The sequence below is a fragment of the Streptomyces sp. IBSBF 2435 genome (assembly GCF_036815005.1).
Classification (GTDB): Bacteria; Actinomycetota; Actinomycetes; order Streptomycetales; family Streptomycetaceae; genus Actinacidiphila.
The window spans coordinates 14,949-33,801 of sequence record NZ_JAJSYW010000152.1; the positions used below are offsets into that span (position 1 = coordinate 14,949).

At 70.3% G+C, this 18,853-nt stretch carries 16 protein-coding genes; 2 read left to right on the plus strand and 14 right to left on the minus strand.

Annotation, left to right across the window (positions count from 1 at the left end; all coding sequences use genetic code 11):
* Nucleotides 1-151 precede the first annotated feature (151 nt).
* A complete protein-coding gene (gene egtD, locus V7E46_RS24995) occupies nt 152-1,129 on the plus strand; it encodes an L-histidine N(alpha)-methyltransferase (protein WP_333770525.1) in 978 nt (325 codons plus the stop codon).
* Between the two features lie 198 nt (nt 1,130-1,327).
* Here egtD and nuoN read toward each other — a convergent pair whose 3' ends face one another.
* From nuoN to V7E46_RS25065, 14 genes are read right to left on the minus strand one after another with little or no spacing between them, the layout of a single operon-like run.
* Nucleotides 1,328-2,983, minus strand: a complete 1,656-nt coding sequence (gene nuoN / locus V7E46_RS25000; protein ID WP_333770516.1) for an NADH-quinone oxidoreductase subunit NuoN — start codon at nt 2,981-2,983, stop codon at nt 1,328-1,330.
* Complete coding sequence (locus V7E46_RS25005; protein ID WP_333770517.1) at nt 2,980-4,575, minus strand: NADH-quinone oxidoreductase subunit M; 1,596 nt, start codon at nt 4,573-4,575, stop codon at nt 2,980-2,982. Before V7E46_RS25005 ends, nuoN begins: the two co-directional genes overlap by 4 nt.
* A gap of 6 nt (nt 4,576-4,581) precedes the next feature.
* The gene (gene nuoL, locus V7E46_RS25010) at nt 4,582-6,486 is read right to left on the minus strand and encodes an NADH-quinone oxidoreductase subunit L (RefSeq protein WP_333770518.1); all 1,905 of its coding nucleotides are present in this window, start codon (nt 6,484-6,486) and stop codon (nt 4,582-4,584) included.
* A gap of 13 nt (nt 6,487-6,499) precedes the next feature.
* Nucleotides 6,500-6,799, minus strand: a complete 300-nt coding sequence (gene nuoK / locus V7E46_RS25015; protein ID WP_033177728.1) for an NADH-quinone oxidoreductase subunit NuoK — start codon at nt 6,797-6,799, stop codon at nt 6,500-6,502.
* Entirely contained in the window at nt 6,796-7,674 is an 879-nt protein-coding gene (locus V7E46_RS25020) for an NADH-quinone oxidoreductase subunit J (RefSeq protein WP_443054338.1), read from the minus strand. Before V7E46_RS25020 ends, nuoK begins: the two co-directional genes overlap by 4 nt.
* Nucleotides 7,671-8,315 carry an NADH-quinone oxidoreductase subunit NuoI gene (gene nuoI / locus V7E46_RS25025; RefSeq protein ID WP_329175743.1) on the minus strand — a complete coding sequence of 215 codons (645 nt, stop codon included), beginning with the start codon at nt 8,313-8,315 and terminating at the stop codon, nt 7,671-7,673. The genes V7E46_RS25020 and nuoI overlap by 4 nt, the downstream gene beginning before the upstream one ends.
* Nucleotides 8,308-9,699: an NADH-quinone oxidoreductase subunit NuoH gene (nuoH, locus tag V7E46_RS25030; protein ID WP_333770519.1), complete on the minus strand. Its 1,392-nt coding sequence runs from the start codon at nt 9,697-9,699 to the stop codon at nt 8,308-8,310. Before nuoH ends, nuoI begins: the two co-directional genes overlap by 8 nt.
* Nucleotides 9,696-12,176 carry an NADH-quinone oxidoreductase subunit G gene (locus V7E46_RS25035; RefSeq protein WP_333770520.1) on the minus strand — a complete coding sequence of 827 codons (2,481 nt, stop codon included), beginning with the start codon at nt 12,174-12,176 and terminating at the stop codon, nt 9,696-9,698. The genes nuoH and V7E46_RS25035 overlap by 4 nt, the downstream gene beginning before the upstream one ends.
* On the minus strand, nt 12,173-13,507 hold the full coding sequence (nuoF, locus tag V7E46_RS25040) for an NADH-quinone oxidoreductase subunit NuoF (protein ID WP_329175748.1): 1,335 nt from the start codon (nt 13,505-13,507) through the stop codon (nt 12,173-12,175). The genes V7E46_RS25035 and nuoF overlap by 4 nt, the downstream gene beginning before the upstream one ends.
* On the minus strand, nt 13,507-14,370 hold the full coding sequence (gene nuoE, locus V7E46_RS25045) for an NADH-quinone oxidoreductase subunit NuoE (protein ID WP_333770521.1): 864 nt from the start codon (nt 14,368-14,370) through the stop codon (nt 13,507-13,509). The genes nuoF and nuoE overlap by 1 nt, the downstream gene beginning before the upstream one ends.
* The gene (locus V7E46_RS25050) at nt 14,367-15,704 is read right to left on the minus strand and encodes an NADH-quinone oxidoreductase subunit D (RefSeq protein WP_333770522.1); all 1,338 of its coding nucleotides are present in this window, start codon (nt 15,702-15,704) and stop codon (nt 14,367-14,369) included. The genes nuoE and V7E46_RS25050 overlap by 4 nt, the downstream gene beginning before the upstream one ends.
* Nucleotides 15,701-16,417, minus strand: coding sequence for an NADH-quinone oxidoreductase subunit C (locus V7E46_RS25055; protein WP_333770523.1), 717 nt, complete (start codon nt 16,415-16,417; stop codon nt 15,701-15,703). Before V7E46_RS25055 ends, V7E46_RS25050 begins: the two co-directional genes overlap by 4 nt.
* Nucleotides 16,414-16,968, minus strand: coding sequence for a NuoB/complex I 20 kDa subunit family protein (locus V7E46_RS25060; protein WP_033177720.1), 555 nt, complete (start codon nt 16,966-16,968; stop codon nt 16,414-16,416). The genes V7E46_RS25055 and V7E46_RS25060 overlap by 4 nt, the downstream gene beginning before the upstream one ends.
* A gap of 27 nt (nt 16,969-16,995) precedes the next feature.
* Nucleotides 16,996-17,355 (minus strand): NADH-quinone oxidoreductase subunit A, encoded by a 360-nt coding sequence (locus tag V7E46_RS25065; RefSeq protein WP_073501933.1) that lies wholly within the window; start codon nt 17,353-17,355, stop codon nt 16,996-16,998.
* A 570-nt stretch (nt 17,356-17,925) separates the two neighbouring features.
* Between V7E46_RS25065 and V7E46_RS25070 the strand changes: the two genes are divergently transcribed.
* Nucleotides 17,926-18,831, plus strand: a complete 906-nt coding sequence (locus V7E46_RS25070) for a C40 family peptidase (RefSeq protein ID WP_333770524.1) — start codon at nt 17,926-17,928, stop codon at nt 18,829-18,831.
* Nucleotides 18,832-18,853 lie beyond the last annotated feature (22 nt).

Below are 18,853 nucleotides of genomic sequence, written 5' to 3' on the forward strand. Positions count from 1 at the left end.
CACCGAGGGCGGGGGTGCCCGGGGGCGGGACCCGGGCTTCGGCGAATGGCGGGAAGTCCCCGACCGTTCGCTGCTGCTGGCCACCACCGCAGGAGTACGGATCATCGCGCTGCGCCCCCCGGGTGCCGCCGAACGCAAGGAGCGCCACCGCATGCCCGAGAGCCGCTTCACCCTCGACGACCGGCTGCCCGCCGGCTACTTCACCGACTCGCTGCACTCCGATGTCCGCAAGGGCCTGACCGACCCGCCCCGCTCCCTGCCGCCGAAGTGGTTCTACGACAAGCGCGGCAGCGACCTCTTCGAGGAGATCACCCGGCTGCCCGAGTACTACCCGACCCGCGCCGAGCAGGAGATCCTGACCCGCCGCGCGCCCGAGATCGCCGCCGTGACCCGGCCGAGCACCCTGATCGAGCTGGGCTCCGGCTCGTCCCGCAAGACCCGCACCCTGCTGGACGCGCTCACCGCGGGCGGCAGCCTCGTCCGCTACGCGCCACTGGACGTGAGCGCCGCCGCGCTGGCGGAGGCGGGCGAGGCGATCTGCCGCGACTACCCGGGGCTCACCGTCTCCGCGACGGTCGCCGACTTCGAGGGCGGCCTGCCGCTGTCCGACGAGCCCGGACCGCGGCTGCTGGCATTCCTGGGCAGCACCATCGGCAACTTCGACGCGGCCCAGCGCCGCGCCTTCTACCGCACCCTCGCGCTCTCGCTCAGCAGCGACGACGTGCTGCTGCTCGGCGCGGACCTGGTCAAGGACCCGGACGTCCTGGTCCGCGCCTACGACGACTCGCGGGGCGTCACCGCCGAATTCAACAAGAACGTCCTGCACGTGCTCAACCGCGAACTCGGCGCCGACTTCGACCCCGGCGCCTTCGACCACGTCGCGCTGTGGAACGCCGACGAAGAACGCGTCGAGATGCGGCTGCGCTCCCGCACCGCCCAGACCGTCAAGATCCCCGACCTCGACCTGAGCCTCGACCTCGCAGCCGGCGAGGACCTGCGTACCGAACTGTCCTGCAAATTCCGCCGCGAGTCCCTGACGGCCGAGCTGCACGAGGGCGGCTTCACCGTCCGCCAGTGGTGGACCGACCAGGACGACCGCTTCGCGCTGCTGCTGGTGGTGCCGAACTAGCCCCTGCCGTCCGGCCCCCGTGCCCGGGGGAAAGGGAAGCGGGGGGGGGGGGGGGGGGGGGGGGGGGGGGGGCGCGGGGGGGGGGGGGGGGGCCGCGGTGCGGTGTTTAATATATATCANCCCCCCCCCCCCCCCCCCCCCCCCCCCCCCCCCCCCCCCCCCCCCCCCCCGGGGTGGAGAGGAAGCCGCCCGCAGGGGCTAGCGGACGAAGACACCCGCCTTGTCGGCGAGGTCGAGGAAATACTGCGGGGCCAGGCCCAGCACCAAGGTCACCGCGACGCCCACGGCGATCGCCGTGGAGGTCATCGCGGACGGCACCGCCACCGTGGGACCGTCCGGCCTCGGCTCGCTGAAGAACATCAGCACGATCACCCGGATGTAGAAGAACGCGGCGACCGCCGAGGAGATCACACCGACGATGACCAGCGGCATCGCCCCGCCCTCCGACGCGGCCTTGAAGACCGCGAACTTCCCGGCGAACCCCGACGTCAGCGGGATGCCGGCGAAGGCCAGCAGGAAGACCGCGAAGACCGCCGCGACCAGCGGCGAGCGGCGGCCGAGCCCGGCCCAGCGGGACAGGTGGGTGGCCTCGCCGCCCGCGTCGCGCACCAGCGTGACGACGGCGAAGGCGCCGAGCGTCACGAAGGAGTAGGCCGCCAGGTAGAAGAGCACCGACGAGATCCCGTCGGGGGTCGTGGCGATGACACCGGCGAGGATGAAGCCGGCGTGCGCGATGGACGAGTACGCCAGCAGCCGCTTCACGTCGGTCTGGGTGACCGCGATGATCGCGCCGGCCAGCATGGTGATGATCGCCACGCCCCACATGACGGGCCGCCAGTCCCAGCGCATCCCGGGCAGGACGACGTAGAGCAGCCGCAGCAGTGCGCCGAAGGCGGCGACCTTCGTGGCAGAGGCCATGAAGCCGGTGACCGGGGTCGGAGCGCCCTGGTAGACGTCGGGCGTCCACATGTGGAAGGGCACAGCGCCGACCTTGAACAGCAGGCCCATCGCGACCATCGCCAGGCCGATCAGCAGCAGCGCGTCGTTGCCCGTGGTGTCGGCGAGCGCCGGCGTCAGCGGGGCGGAGCCGTCGATGACCGCCGAGATGCCGGAGTACGAGACGGTGCCCGCGTAGCCGTAGAGCAGGGCGATGCCGAACAGCAGGAAGGCCGAGGAGAAGGCGCCGAGCAGGAAGTACTTGACGGCGGCTTCCTGGGACATCAGGCGGTTGCGGCGGGCCAGCGCGCACAGGATGTACAGCGGCAGCGAGAAGACCTCAAGGGCGACGAAGAGCGTCAGCAGGTCGTTGGCGGCCGGGAAGATCAGCATGCCGCCGACCGCGAACATCAGCAGCGGGAAGACCTCGGTGCTGGTGAAGCCGGCCCGTACCGCCGCCTTCTCCTGGTCGCTGCCGGGGACGGCGGAGCCCTGCGCGGCGAAGGAGTCGACCGGGGCGCCGTGCGCCCGCGGGTCGAGCCGGCGCTCGGCGAAGGTGAAGACCGCCACGAAGCCGACCAGCAGGATGGTGCCCTGGAGGAAGAGCGCGGGGCCGTCCACGGCCACCGCCCCCATGGCCGCGATATGCGCCTTGGTGGTGCCGTAGCCCTTGTCGGCGAGCGCCACGACCGCGGCGAAGGCCGCCGCGAGGCCGACCGCGGCCAGGGCGACCTGGGCGGTGTAGCGGGACCTGCGGGGCAGGAACGCCTCGACCAGGACGCCGAGCGCGGCGACCCCGAAGACGATCAGGACCGGCGAGAGCTGGGCGTACTCGATGTGCGGGGTGGGGATCCTGTCGGTGGGTGCCGCCACCGTCCACAGGCTGTGGACGGCCTGCCCCGGGACTGATGCGCTCACTTCTTCGCCTCCAGCGCGGGCTTGGGGTCGGTCTTGTGCACGTCGGAGAGCGTGTGGTGCACCGACGGGTTGACGATGTCGGTGACCGGCTTGGGGTAGACGCCCAGGAAGAGCAGCAGGGCGATCAGCGGGGTGACCACCACCAGTTCCCTGGCCTTGAGGTCGGACATGCCCTCGATGCCGGCCTTGACCGGTCCGGTCATCGTGCGCTGGTAGAGCACCAGGACGTACAGCGCGGCCAGCACGATGCCCAGCGTGGCGATGATGCCGAGCACCGGGTAGCGGCTGAACGTGCCGACCAGCACCAGGAATTCACTGACGAAGGGCGCGAGGCCCGGCAGAGACAGGGTGGCCAGGCCGCCGATCAGGAAGGTGCCGGCCAGGATCGGCGCGACCTTCTGCACCCCGCCGAAGTCCGCGATGAGCCGCGAGCCGCGCCGGGTGATCAGGAAGCCGGCCACCAGCAGCAGGGCCGCGGTCGAGATGCCGTGGTTGACCATGTAGAGCGTCGCGCCGGACTGGCCCTGGCTGGTCATCGCGAAGATGCCCAGGATGATGAAGCCGAAGTGCGATACGGACGCGTAGGCGATCAGCCGCTTGATGTCCCGCTGGCCGACCGCGAGCAGGGCGCCGTAGATGATGCTGATCACCGCGAGCACCAGGATCACCGGGGTCGCCCACTTGGACGCCTCGGGGAAGAGCTGGAGGCAGAAGCGCAGCATCGCGAAGGTGCCGACCTTGTCGACGACCGCGGTGATCAGTACGGCGACCGGGGCCGTCGACTCGCCCATCGCGTTCGGCAGCCAGGTGTGCAGCGGCCACAGCGGCGCCTTCACCGCGAAGGCGAAGAAGAAGCCGAGGAAGAGCCAGCGCTCGGCCGACGTCTCGATGTGCAGCTTGCCGCTGGCGCGGGCCGACAGGATCTCCTGGAGCGAGAAGGTGCCGGTGCCCAGCTGGTGCGCGGTCACGGTGTAGAGGCCGATGACCGCGGCCAGCATGATCAGACCGCCGGCCAGGTTGTAGAGCAGGAACTTGACCGCCGCGTACGAGCGCTGCCGGGCCGCCTCCTCCTCGCCCGCCGCGTGCGCGCGGTCGCCGAAGCCGCCGATGAGGAAGTACACCGGGATGAGCATCGCTTCGAAGAAGATGTAGAAGAGGAAGACGTCGGTGGCCTCGAAGGACAGCACCACCATCCCCTCGACCAGCAGGATCAGCGCGAAGAAGCCCTGTGTCGGCCGCCAGCGGCGGTTGGGGTTCACATCTTCGAGCGGGTCGGCGTCGTGCCAGCCGGCCAGCATCACGAACGGGATCAGCAGCGCGGTCAGCGCCACCATGACGACCGCGATGCCGTCCACGCCGAGGTCGTAGCGCAGGCCGAAGTTCTTGATCCAGGCGTGCGACTCGGTCAGCTGGTAGCGGTCGCCGTCCGGGTCGAACCTGACCAGGGCGATCGCCGCGAACACCAGCGTCGCGAGCGAGAAGAGCAGCGCCGTGTACTTGGCGGTGGTCCGCCGCGCCGCGGGGACCGCGGCGGTGACGACCGCGCCCACGGCGGGCACCGCGGCGGTGACGGTGAGGAGGGGAAAGGACATGAGCTATCAGACCGCCCTCATGAGAAGAGTCGCGGCGACCAGCACCGCGGTGCCGCCGAGCATCGAGACGGCGTACGAGCGCACGTAGCCGTTCTGCAGCTTGCGGAGCCGGCCGGACAGGCCGCCGACCGAGGCGGCGGTGCCGTTGACGACGCCGTCGACCAGGGAGTGGTCGAGGTAGACGAGCGAGCGGGTGAGGTGCTCACCGCCGCGGACCAGGACGACATGGTTGAAGTCGTCCTGGAGCAGGTCGCGGCGGGCCGCCCGGGTCAGCAGCGAGCCGCGCGGCGCCACCGCGGGGACGGCCCGGCGCCCGTAGAGCAGCCAGGCGATGCCGACGCCGATGACCAGCACCACCATGGTGGCGGCGGTGACCGTGCCCGCGCTCACCGGGGAGTCGCCCTCGGAGTGCCCGGTGACCGGCTCCAGCCAGTGCACGAAGCGCGAGTTGAGGCTGAAGAACGCGCCGGCGAAGACCGAGCCGACGGCCAGGATGACCATCGGGACGGTCATCGAGGCGGGCGACTCGTGCGGGTGCGGCTCGTGGCCCTCGGCGTCCGGCTGCCAGCGCTTCTCGCCGAAGAAGGTCATCAGCATCACGCGGGTCATGTAGAACGCGGTGATCGCCGCGCCCAGCAGGCCCGCGCCGCCCAGGATCCAGCCCTCGGTGCCGCCCTTGGCGAAGGCGGCCTCGATGATCTTGTCCTTGGAGAAGAAGCCGGAGAGGCCGGGGAAGCCGATGATCGCGAGATAGCCCAGGCCGAAGGTGACGAAGGTGACCGGCATGTACTTGCGCAGGCCGCCGTAGCGGCGCATGTCCACCTCGTCGTTCATGCCGTGCATGACCGAGCCGGCGCCGAGGAAGAGGCCGGCCTTGAAGAAGCCGTGGGTGACCAGGTGCATGATCGCGAAGACGTAGCCGATCGGGCCGAGCCCGGCCGCCATGATCATGTAGCCGATCTGCGACATCGTCGAGCCGGCCAGCGCCTTCTTGATGTCGTCCTTCGCGCAACCGACGATCGCACCGAACAGCAGCGTGACCGCGCCGACGGTGACCACCGCGGTCTGCGCGTCGGGCGCCGCGTTGAAGATCGCCCCCGAGCGGGTGATGAGGTAGACGCCCGCGGTCACCATGGTCGCCGCGTGGATGAGGGCCGAGACCGGGGTCGGGCCCTCCATCGCGTCGCCGAGCCAGGACTGGAGCGGCACCTGCGCCGACTTGCCGCACGCGGCGAGCAGCAGCATGAAGCCGATACCGGTGATGGTCGCGTGCTGCGAGGCGGACGCGTGCTGCGCCTGCGGCAGGACGTCGGCGAAGGCGAACGAGCCGAAGGTGGTGAACATCAGCATGATCGCCACCGACAGGCCGATGTCGCCGACCCGGTTGACGATGAAGGCCTTCTTCGCCGCGGTCGCCGCGCTCGGCTTGTGCTGCCAGAAGCCGATCAGCAGGTACGAGGCGAGGCCGACACCCTCCCAGCCGGCGTACAGCAGGAAGTAGTTGTCGGCCACGACCAGCAGCAGCATCGCCGCGAGGAAGAGGTTGAGGTAGCCGAAGAAGCGGCGGCGGCGCTCGTCGTGCGCCATGTAGCCGATCGAGTAGATGTGGATCAGCGTGCCCACACCGGTGATCAGCAGGACGAACGTCATCGACAGCTGGTCGAGCTGGAAGCCGACGTCGGCCTGGAAGCCGTCGACGGGGACCCAGGTGAACAGGTGCGAGGTCAGGGTCCGCGCGTCGGCGTCCTTGCCCAGCATGTCGGTGAACAGGATCGCGCCGAACACGAAGGACAGCAGCGCCAGCAGCGTGCCGATCCAGTGGCCGACGCGGTCGAGCCGCTTGCCGCCGGTCAGCAGGACGCCCGCGCCGAGGAGCGGCGCCGCGACGAGCAGTCCGATCAGGGTTTCCACTGTCGCAGCCCCTCTACAGCTTCATGAGATTGGCGTCGTCGACCGAGGCCGAGTGGCGGGAACGGAAGATCGACACGATGATCGCGAGCCCGACCACGACCTCGGCGGCGGCCACGACCATCGTGAAGAACGCGATGACCTGCCCGTCGAGGTTGCCGTGCAGCCGGGAGAAGGTGACGAACGCCAGGTTGCAGGCGTTCAGCATCAGCTCGACGCACATGAAGACGACGATCGCGTTGCGCCGGATCAGCACACCGGCGGCACCGATGGTGAACAGCAGCGCCGACAGGTACAGGTAGTTGGCCGGATTCACTTGGCACCCTCCTCGGTCCGCTCGTTGTGGTCGGCCCGCCGGGACGGCCCGACCGCAGGACGGTCGGGCTCGCGCCCCAGCCACCGCTCGGAGCTGTGGTCGAGGTCGGCGAGCCGCCGCATGGCGTCAGCCGACACATCGCGGATCTGGCCGCGGTCGCGCAGCGTGGAGCTGACCGACAGCTCGGAGATCGTGCCGTCGGGCAGCAGCGCCGGGATGTCCACCGCGTTGTGCCGGGCGTACGTGCCGGGGGCGGGCAGCGGGGTGACCTGGCGGCCCTCGCGGACCCGGGTCTCGGACAGTTCGCGCTGGGTGCGGCGCTCCTCGGTGCGCTCCCGGTGGGTGAGCACCATGGCGCCCACGGCGGCGGTGATCAGCAGGGCGCCGGTGATCTCGAAGGCCCACACGTACTTGGTGAACAGCAGGTGCGCCAGGCCCTGGACGTTGCCGCCGTCCGCGGTGTTGGCCGCGCCCAGACCGGTGAAGGTGTGCAGCGAGGCGTTGGCGATACCGGCGATGAGCAGGACGCCGAAGCCGAGCCCGCACACCGCGGCCATGATGCGCTGGCCCTTGAGCGTCTCCTTGAGCGAGTCCGCCGCGGTGATGCCGACCAGCATGACCACGAACAGGAACAGCATCATGATCGCGCCGGTGTAGACGACGATCTGGACCACGCCCAGGAAGTACGCGCCCTGCGCCAGGTAGAAGACCGCCAGGATGATCATCGTGCCGGCCAGCGACAGGGCGCTGTGGATGGACTTCTTCATCAGGACCGTGCCCAGCGCCCCGAGCACGGCGACCGTGCCAAGGATCCAGAACTGCACGGCCTCACCGGTGGAGGTCTGCGAGGCGGCGGCTGCCGCGAGCGACATCATGCCTCGGCCCCCGTTCCCGCGGGTGCCGAGCCGCCGGGGGCGATGATCTCGACGTCGCCCCCGCTGTCGGCGTGCACGCTCTCGTCGGGCTTCTCGCCCTTGGAGACGGCCACCTGCCGTTCGGTGCCGGGGGCGGCCTCGGTGACCAGGCCGCGGTAGTAGTCGCCCTCGTCCATGCCGGGGAAGATCGAGTGCGGCGACTCGACCATGCCCTCCTCCAGGCCCGACAGCAGCTGCTCCTTGGTGAAGATCAGCGACTCGCGGGTCCGGTCGGCGAGTTCGTACTCGTTGGTCATGGTCAGCGCGCGGGTCGGGCACGCCTCGATGCACAGCCCGCACAGGATGCAGCGGGCGTAGTTGATCTGGTAGACGCGGCCGTAGCGCTCACCCGGGGAGTAGCGCTCCTCCTCGGTGTTGTCCGCGCCCTCCACGTAGATCGCGTCCGCCGGGCAGGCCCACGCGCACAGCTCGCAGCCGATGCACTTCTCCAGGCCGTCGGGGTGCCGGTTGAGCTGGTGGCGGCCGTGGAAACGCGGTGCTGTGGGCTTCTTGTACTCGGGGTACTGCTCGGTGAGCCGCTTCTTGAACATGGCCTTGAAGGTCACGCCGAAGCCTGCGACCGGGCCGAGGAACTCAGGCATCGCCGTCCTCCTGCTTCTCCTGCTCCGGGGCGTCCTGGCCGGATGCGCCGACGAGTTGGGGCTCCGCCCGGCTGGGGCGGCGCGGCACCCGCTGCACCTGCTGCCCCGGCAGCGGTGGTACGGGGTAGCCGCCGGCCATCGGGTCGAACGTGGCCGGCGGGGCGAGGAGTCCGTCCTCGCCGGGCTTCTGCTTGTCCTCCCGGTCCCTGAACAGGTCCGCGACCAGCGAGACCAACAGCAGCACCAGCACCGCGCCCGCGATGTACAGCACGATCTTGGTGAAGTCGTAGTTGTCGTTGCGCATCGCGCGGACCGCGGCGACCAGCATCAGCCAGACCATCGAGATCGGGATGAGCACCTTCCAGCCGAGCTTCATCAGCTGGTCGTAGCGCACCCGGGGCAGGGTGCCGCGCAGCCAGATGAAGAAGAACAGCAGCAGCTGGACCTTGACCACGAACCAGAGCATCGGCCACCAGCCGTGGTTCGCGCCCTCCCAGAAGGTGCTGACCGGCCAGGGGGCCCGCCAGCCGCCGAGGAAGAGGGTGGTGGCGACCGCCGAGACGGTCACCATGTTGACGTACTCGGCGAGCATGAACAGCGCGAACTTGATCGAGCTGTACTCGGTGTTGAAGCCGCCGACCAGGTCGCCCTCGGACTCGGGCATGTCGAAGGGGGCGCGGTTGGTCTCGCCGATCATCGTGCAGATGTAGACCAGGAACGACACCGGCAGCAGGATCACGTACCAGCGGTCGTGCTGGGCGCCGACGATGGTCGAGGTCGACATCGACCCGGAGTAGAGGAAGACCGCAGCGAAGGACAGGCCCATCGCGATCTCGTACGAGATCATCTGGGCCGACGCGCGCAGGCCGCCGAGCAGCGGGTACGTCGAGCCCGACGACCAGCCGGCCAGCACGATGCCGTAGATGCCGACCGAGGCGGTCGCCAGGATGTAGAGGATGCCGATCGGCAGGTCGGTGAGCTGGAGCGCGGTGCGCTGGCCGAAGATGGACACCTCGTTGTCGGCCGGGCCGAAAGGGACCACCGCGAAGGCCATGAAGGCGGGGATCGCCGCCACGATCGGCGCGAGGACGAAGATCACCTTGTCGGCCCGCTTGACGGTGATGTCCTCCTTGAGCATCAGCTTCACACCGTCGGCGAGCGACTGGAGCATGCCCCAGGGCCCGTGCCGGTTGGGGCCGATGCGCAGCTGCATCCAGGCGACGACCTTGCGCTCCCACACGATGGAGAACAGCACGGTCAGCATCGCGAAGGCGAAGCAGAAGACGGCCTTGAGCAGGATCAGCCACCACACGTCGTTGCCGAAGAACGACAGGTTCTCCGTGGTGGCGGCCAGCTGGCTGGCGCCGGCGAGCTGAGCGGTCATGAGGACGCCTCCGCGGAGATCGCAACGACCTGGCCCGGGCGGGCGCCGACATCGGACGCCACGCCGTTGCCCGTCGAGTTGAGCGGGAGCCAGACCACGCGGTCGGGCATCGGGGTGACGGCCAGCGGCAGCGTGGTGGCGCCCGCGGGTCCGGTCACCGTGAGCTGCGTGCCGTCCGCCGCGCCGAGTTCGGCCGCCGTCGCCGGGGAGAGCCGGGCCACCGCCGCGTGGCGGGTCGCGGCCAGGGCGTCGTCACCGTCCTGGAGCCGGCCCTGGTCGAGCAGCAGCCGGTGTCCGGCGAGCACCGCCTGACCGGACTCGGGCCGCGGCAGCGGGACCGGGGACTCCAGCGGCGCGGGCCCGTAGGAGCCGGACCAGCCGGAGAGGCGGTCCAGTTCGGCGCGCGCGGACCGGACGTCGGACAGGCCGAGCGACACGTCGAGCGCGTCGGCCAGCATGGTCAGCACCCGGGCGTCCGGCTGCTGGTGCCTGCTGGTGGCCTGGTCGGGCTTGATCGCGGCCTCGAACATCCGTACCCGGCCCTCCCAGTTGAGGAAGGTGCCGGACTTCTCGGCGACCGCGGCCACCGGCAGCACCACGTCGGCGCGGTCGGTCACCTCGCTCGGCCGCTGCTCCAGGCTGACGACGAAGCCGACCGCGTCCAGCGCCGCGCGGGCACGGGCCGGGTCCGGCAGGTCGGCGACCTCGACGCCGCCGATGAGCAGCGCGCCCAGCTCGCCGGCCGCGGCTGCCTCCAGGATCCCGGCGGTGTCCCGCCCGAAGCGGCCCGGCAGGGTGGGCAGCCCCCACACAAGGGACACCTCGTCGCGGGCCCGCGGGTCGGTGACCTGGCGTCCGCCGGGCAGCAGCCCCGGCAGCGCGCCGGCCTCGACCGCTCCGCGCTCGCCGGCCCGGCGCGGGATCCACGCCAGGGCGGCGCCGGTGGCGGTGGCCAGCCGGATCGCCGCGGTGAGCGCGCCGGGCACGGCGGCCAGCCGCTCGCCGACCAGGATGACGGCGCCCTCGGTCCTCAGCGCGTCCGCGGCCTGCCGTCCGGCCTCGTCCAGGCCGACCCCGCCGGCCAGCGCGTCCATCCACTCCGGCTCGGTGCCGGGCGCGGCGGGCAGCAGGACGCCGCCCGCCTTGTCCAGGCCGCGGGTGGCGTGGGTGGCGAGCGCGTACGTCTGCTGCTTGCGCTTGCGGTGCGCCTTGCGGAGCCGCAGGAAGACCCCGGGGGCCTCCTCCTCGGCTTCGAGGCCCGCCAGCAGGACCGCGGGCGCGGCCTCCAGCCTGGCGTTGGTGATGCCGCTGCCGTCGAGGTCGAGCCCGCGGCCGGCGACCGCGGCGGCCAGGAAGTCGGCCTCCTCGGCGGAGTGGGCGCGGGCCCGGAAGTCCACGTCGTTCGTGCCGAGCACGACCCGGGCGAACTTGCTGTACGCGTAGGCGTCCTCGACCGTGAGCCGGCCGCCGGGCAGCACGGCCGCCCGGCCGTGCGCCGCGGTCAGCCCGGCCGCGGCGGCGGCGAGCGCCTCGGGCCAGGAGGCCGGGGCCAGTTCACCGTCGGCGCCGCGGACCAGCGGGTGGGTCAGCCGCTCGGGGCGCTGGGCGTAGCGGAAGCCGAAGCGGCCCTTGTCGCACAGCCACTCCTCGTTGACCTCGGGGTCGTTCGAGGCGAGCCGCCGCAGGACCTTGCCGCGCCGGTGGTCGGTACGGGTGGCGCAGCCGCCCGCGCAGTGCTCGCACACCGACGGCGACGACACCAGGTCGAAGGGCCGGGAGCGGAAGCGGTACGCGGCCGAGGTGAGCGCGCCGACCGGGCAGATCTGGATGGTGTTGCCGGAGAAGTACGACTCGAACGGGTCGCCCTCGCCGGTGCCCACCTGCTGCAGCGCCCCGCGCTCCAGCAGCTCGATCATCGGGTCGCCGGCCACCTGGTTGCTGAACCGGGTGCAGCGCGCGCACAGCACGCACCGCTCGCGGTCCAGCAGGACCTGCGCCGAGATCGGCACCGGCTTGGCGAAGGTGCGCTTCCTGCCCTCGAAGCGCGAGTCGGGGTCGCCGACCTGCATCGCCTGGTTCTGCAGCGGGCACTCTCCGCCCTTGTCGCACACCGGGCAGTCCAGCGGGTGGTTGATCAGCAGCAGCTCCATCACCCCGCGCTGCGCCTTCTCGGCGACCGGCGAGGACAGCTGGGTGTGGACCACCATGCCGTCGGTGCAGGTGATGGTGCAGGAGGCGACCGGCTTGCGCTGGCCCTCGATCTCGACGATGCACTGCCGGCAGGCGCCGACCGGGTCGAGCAGCGGGTGGTCGCAGAACCGCGGGACCTCGATGCCGAGCATTTCGGCGGCCCTGATCACCAGGGTGCCCTTGGGCACCGAGAGCGGGATGCCGTCGACGGTGATGGAGACCAGGTCCTGCGGCGGCACCGCGGGCTGCCCCGCGCCGGAGGACGCACTGCTTGTGGTGACGGTCACGCGTGGGCCTCCGTACGGTACTTGTCGGCCCAGGCGGTGGAGCGGGCCGGGTCGAAGGGGCAGCCCTTGCCCTCGATGTGCTCCTCGTACTCCTCGCGGAAGTACTTGAGGGAGGAGAAGATCGGGGCGGCGGCGCCGTCACCGAGGGCGCAGAAGGACTTGCCGTTTATGTTGTCGGCGATGTCGTTCAGCTTGTCCAGGTCCTCGATCCGGCCCTTGCCGGCCTCGATGTCCCTGAGCAGCTGCACCAGCCAGTAGGTGCCCTCGCGGCACGGCGTGCACTTGCCGCACGACTCGTGGGCGTAGAACTCGGTCCACCGGGTGACCGCCCGCACCACGCAGGTGGTCTCGTCGAAGCACTGGAGGGCCTTGGTGCCGAGCATCGAGCCGGCGGCGCCGACGCCCTCGTAGTCGAGCGGCACGTCGAGGTGTTCCTCGGTGAACATCGGAGTGGACGAGCCGCCGGGGGTCCAGAACTTGAGCCGGTGGCCGGGCCGCATCCCGCCGCCCATGTCGAGCAGCTGGCGCAGGGTGATGCCGAGCGGGCCCTCGTACTGGCCGGGGCGGGCGACGTGTCCCGACAGCGAATAGAGCGTGAAGCCGGGGGACTTCTCGCTGCCCATCGATTTGAACCAGTCCTTGCCGCGCTGGATGATCGCGGGAACCGACGCGATGGACTCCACGTTGTTCACCACGGTGGGGCAGGCGTAGAGCCCCTCGACGGCGGGGAAGGGCGGGCGCAGCCTCGGCTGGCCGCGGCGCCCTTCCAGGGAGTCCAGCAGCGCGGTCTCCTCGCCGCAGATGTAGGCCCCGGCCCCGGCGTGCACGGTGATCTCCAGGTCGAAGCCGCTGCCCTGGATGTCGGTGCCCAGGTAGCCGGCCTCGTAGGCCTCGCGGACGGCTTCGTGCAGCCGTCGCAGTACCGGGACGGTCTCACCGCGGAGGTAGATGAAGGCGTGATGCGAGCGGATCGCGTAACACGCGATGATCATGCCCTCGATGAGGGAGTGCGGGTTGGCGAAGAGCAGCGGGATGTCCTTGCACGTCCCCGGCTCGGACTCGTCCGCGTTGACCACCAGGTAGTGCGGCTTGCCGTCGCCCTGCGGGATGAACTGCCACTTCATGCCGGTGGGGAAGCCCGCGCCGCCGCGTCCGCGCAGGCCCGAGTCCTTGACGTAGGCGATCACGTCGTCGGGGGCCATCGCGAAGGCCTTGGTCAGCGCCTCGTAGCCGTCGTGCCTGCGGTAGGTCTCCAGCGTCCATGACCGCGGGTCGTCCCAGAAGGCGGACAGTACGGGCGCGAGCAGCTTCTCGGCCGGTTCCACGGTCATCACTCGTCCTCCTCCTCTGTGGCGTTGTCGGCGACCGGGTCCGCGGGGTTGGCCGGATCGGACTCGGCCGTCTGCCGGGGCGCGTCGTGCGAGCTGGCGTGCTCGGCGGGCGACGGCGCGGAGCGCGTGGCGCCGCTGTCGTCGCTCGGGGACTCGGCGCGCTGGCCGACCACCCGGGCCGGAGCCTCGCCGCGGTGCAGCCGCAGGCCGGCCAGCGACGCGGGACCCGCGCCGCCGCTCGCCTCGACCGCGCCCTCGCGGGTGTCGGGGAAGCCGGCCAGGATGCGGGCGGTCTCCTTGTAGGAGCACAGCGGCGCGCCCCGGGTGGGGCGCACCTCACGGCCGGCGATCAGGTCGTCGACAAGCTGCCGGGCGGAGTCGGGGGTCTGGTTGTCGAAGAACTCCCAGTTGACCATCACCACCGGGGCGAAGTCGCAGGCCGCGTTGCACTCGATGTGTTCGAGGGTGACCTTGCCGTCCGCGGTCGTCTCGTCGTTGCCGACGCCGAGGTGCTGCTTGAGCTCGTCGAAGATGGCGTCGCCGCCCATCACCGCGCACAGCGTGTTGGTGCACACCCCGACCTGGTAGTCGCCGCTCGGCTTGCGGCGGTACATCGTGTAGAAGGTCGACACCGCGGTGACCTCGGCCGTGGTGAGGTCCAGCATCTCGGCGCAGAAGCGGACGCCGGTGCGGGTGACGTGGCCCTCCTCGGACTGCACCAGGTGCAGCAGCGGCAGCAGGGCGCTGCGCGATCCCGGGTAGCGGGCGATCACCTCCCGGGCGTCGCTCTCCAGCCGGGCGCGCACGTCGGCCGGGTAGTCGGGCGCGGGCATCTGCGGGATGCCCAGTGACACGTCGGTCATCGGTCGACGCCTCCCATCACGGGGTCGATGGACGCCACCGCGACGATGACGTCGGCGACCTGGCCGCCCTCGCACATCGCCGCCATGGACTGCAGATTGGTGAACGACGGGTCGCGGAAGTGCACCCGGTAGGGGCGGGTGCCGCCGTCGCTGACGGCGTGCACGCCCAGTTCGCCCTTCGCGGACTCCACCGCCGCGTAGGCCTGCCCCGGCGGCACCCGGAAGCCCTCGGTGACCAGCTTGAAGTGGTGGATCAGGGCCTCCATCGAGGTGCCCATGATCTTCTTGATGTGGTCGAGGCTGTTGCCCATGCCGTCCGGGCCGAGCGCGAGCTGCGCGGGCCAGGCGATCTTCTTGTCCTCGACCATCACCGGGCCGGGTACGAGCCGGTCGAGGCACTGCTCGATGATCCGCAGGCTCTCGTGCATCTCGGCCAGCCGGACCACGAAGCGCCCGTAGGAGTCGCAGGTGTCGGCGGTCGGCACCTCGAAGTCGTAGGTCTCGTAGCCGCAGTAGGGGTCGGACTTGCGCAGGTCGTGCGGCAGGCCCGCGGCCCGCAGGATCGGACCCGTGGCGCCGAGCGACATGCAGCCGGTCAGGTCCAGGTAGCCGACGTCCTGCATCCGGCCCTTGAAGATGGGGTTGCCGGTGGCGAGCTTGTCGTACTCGGGCAGGTTCTTGCGGAAGGTCTTCACGAACTCCCGCACCTGGTCGATCGCGCCGGGCGGCAGGTCCTGGGCCAGGCCGCCGACCCGCACGTAGGCGTGGTTCATCCGCAGCCCGGTGATCAGCTCCAGGATGTCCAGGATCATCTCGCGGTCCCGGAAGCCGTAGATCATGATCGTGGTGGCGCCCAGCTCCATGCCGCCGGTGGCGATGCACACCAGGTGCGAGGAGATCCGGTTCAGCTCCATCAGCAGCACCCGGACGATGGTCGCCCGGTCCGGCACCTGGTCGGTGATGCCGAGCAGCTTCTCCACGGCCAGGCAGTACGCGGTCTCGTTGAACAGCGGGGTGAGGTAGTCCATCCGCGTCACGAAGGTGGAGCCCTGGACCCAGGTCCTGTACTCCATGTTCTTCTCGATACCGGTGTGCAGATAGCCGATGCCCGAGCGCGCCTCGGTGACCGTCTCGCCGTCGATCTCCAGGATCAGCCGCAGCACTCCGTGGGTGGAGGGGTGCTGCGGGCCCATGTTGACGATGATCCGCTCGTCGTCGGACTTGCCGACGGTCTCGGCCAGCTCGTCCCAGTCGCCGCCGGTGACGGTGAAGACCCGGCCCTCGGTGGTGTCGCGCTCCTCGGCCTGCTGGGGGGACGCGTATCCGTTCGTCATGAGTACGACCTCCGCTGGTCGGGAGCCGGGATCTGGGCACCCTTGTACTCGACGGGGATGCCGCCGAGCGGGTAGTCCTTGCGCTGCGGGTGGCCGGGCCAGTCGTCCGGCATCATGATCCGGGTCAGCGCGGGGTGGCCGTCGAAGACGATGCCGAAGAAGTCGAAGGTCTCGCGCTCGTGCCAGTCGTTGGTGGGGTAGACGCTCACCAGCGACGGGATGTGCGGGTCGGCGTCGGGGACGCTGACCTCGATACGGATCAGCCGCCCGTGGGTGATCGACCGCAGGTGGTAGACAGCGTGCAGTTCGCGGCCCTCGTCACCGGGGTAGTGCACCCCGCTGACGCCGGTGCACAGCTCGAAGCGCAGCGCCGGGTCGTCGCGCAGCGTGCGGGCGACCCTCATCAGGTGCTCTCGGGCGATGTGGAAGGTCAGCTCGCCGCGGTCCACGACGGTCTTCTCGATCGCGTCGGCCGGCGGCAGGCCCTGCTCGTCGAGGGCGCCCTCCAGCTCGTCGGCGATCTCGTCGAAGACCCCGTCGGGCCCGCCGTAGGGCCGCGAACTGGCGCCGGGCAGCCGCACGGTACGGACCAGGCCGCCGTAACCGGAGGTGTCGCCGCCGTTGTTGGCGCCGAACATGCCCTTGCGGACGCCGATGACCTCACCGGGCGCCTGGTCGCGCGGCGCCGGGACGCTGCCGCTCTGCTCGCTCATCGCAGCAGCCCCTTCATCTCGATCGTGGGGAGCGCCTTGCGGGCCGCTTCCTCCGCCTCGCGGGCGGCCTCCTCGCGGTTCACGCCGAGCTTGCCGCCCTGGATCTTCTCGTGCAGCTTGAGGATCGCGTCGAGCAGCATCTCGGGGCGCGGCGGGCAGCCGGGCAGGTAGATGTCGACCGGCACGATGTGGTCGACGCCCTGCACGATCGCGTAGTTGTTGAACATCCCGCCGCTCGATGCGCAGACGCCCATCGAGATGACCCACTTCGGATTCGGCATCTGGTCGTAGACCTGCCGCAGCACCGGCGCCATCTTCTGGCTCACCCGGCCCGCGACGATCATCAGATCGGCCTGCCGCGGCGAGCCGCGGAAGACCTCCATGCCGAAGCGGGCCATGTCGTAGCGCCCGGCACCGGTGGTCATCATCTCGATGGCGCAGCAGGCCAGGCCGAAGGTGGCCGGGAAGACCGACGCCTTACGTACCCAGCCCGCCGCGGTCTCCACCGTCGTCAGCAGGAATCCGCTCGGCAGTTTCTCTTCGATACCCATGCGTAGGCTCCCTGGTCCCCTCGGTCCTCAGTCCCATTCCAGGCCGCCGCGCCGCCATACGTACGCGTAGGCGACGAAGACGGTGAGCACGAAGAGGAGCATCTCCACCAGCCCGAACATCCCCAGGCGGTCGAAGGTGACGGCCCAGGGGTAGAGGAAGACGATCTCGATGTCGAAGACGATGAAGAGCATCGCCGTCAGGTAGTACTTGATCGGGAAGCGACCGCCGCCGACCGGCTGCGGTGTCGGCTCGATGCCGCACTCGTACGCTTCCAACTTGGCCCGGTTGTACCGTTTCGGCCCGATGATCGAGGCCATGAAAACGGAGAAGATCGCGAAGCCGGCCGCGATGCCCCCCAGGACGAAAATGGGCGCGTAGGCGTTCACCGTCCCCCGCTCCTTCCAGTCGGCAGTGACTGACATGTACGGACCGTGACCTGTGGTGTGGTCCGCATCACCTTCGGCAATGAAGATCGCGTCCATGTGAGGCAGTTCACAAGCCCAAGTCGCCTGCATCCTATGCCTCCCGGTCTGTGATCTGCGACACGGGGTACGGGCAGAGCTTTGTGATCTCCACCACCTGACCAATGATCATGAAGTCGGATGAGCGGTGATCATGGGGGAGATCATCCACAAACGATCACTTCACGTCACATCTATGTTAATTATCGCTGGTCAGAGCCCTGCGCTCTTTATCAAGGGACCGCGACGGCGGGCAAATTGGTGTTGGACGCGACCTCGTGATAGCGCCGGGCCGGCCAGCCAACAGCCCCTCGGGGCCGAGGAGTCCGACGCGTGAACGCGTGCACGAGCACATACGTGACCGGCCATGTGAAACCGCATCAAACCGCCCGATCGGCACGATCATGAAACGGGCATTTGAGCCGTGAGCACGTCAACTGTGGCGCATCCCACCTTTGTTGAACGGAACCTTTCATTCCTGATAGCCAGAGACGCATGCCCCACAACAGACCCCGGACCTCCGCGTCCGTTCAGCACACCCATACCGGCCGCCGGCGGCACGCCGCACCGACCCGTCCCAACTGGACGCGCAGGGCCGGAATCGTCGGCGGCGTCGTCAGCGCAATCGCACTCAGCGGTGCAGCCGCCCCGGCCATAGCCGACAACCACTCCCCGAAGTCGCGGGCCGCCGAGAAGGTCTCGTCCCGCACCCTGGCCGCGTCTTCCCCGTCGTCGACCCCGCTGTCGACCGCTGTCACCACCCGGCAGGCCGCCGATGCGATCGCGCAGGACGCGATCGAGATATCGGTGGCCGCCGCGCAGCAGCAGGCGGCGGACCAGGCGGCGGCGCAGGCGAAGGCGGCGGCCGCGGCCGCCGCTGACGCCGCCGCGAAGCAGAAGGCGGCCGTCGCCGCCAAGGCCGCCAAGGCGCGGGCCACCGCGAGCGCGATCGCCGCCTCGCGCTCCGCGAAGCGCACGACCCTCACCGCCGCTCCGGTGGCGGCGACCTCCGCCTCCGCCCCCGCGGCGGTCGCCCCGGCCTCCGGCACCAAGGTCGACCAGCTGATCGCCTTCCTCAAGTCGCAGCTGGGCAAGCCGTACGTCTACGGCGCCACGGGCCCCAACTCGTACGACTGCTCCGGCCTGACCCAGGTCGCCTACGGCACCGTCGGCGTCAACCTGCCGCGTACGTCGCAGGAGCAGTCCACGGCCGGTACGCCGGTCGCCCTCGGCAGCCTCCAGCCGGGAGACCTGATCTTCTGGGGCGGCCAGGGCAGCGCCTACCACGTGGGCGTCTTCATCGGTAACGGCCAGTACCTGGACGCGGCGAACTCCTCGACCCCGGTCGGGATCCACCAGATGGCCGACTACGAGCCCGACTGGGCAGTCCGCGTCCTCTGACCCCGTCCCCTCCCTCCACCCC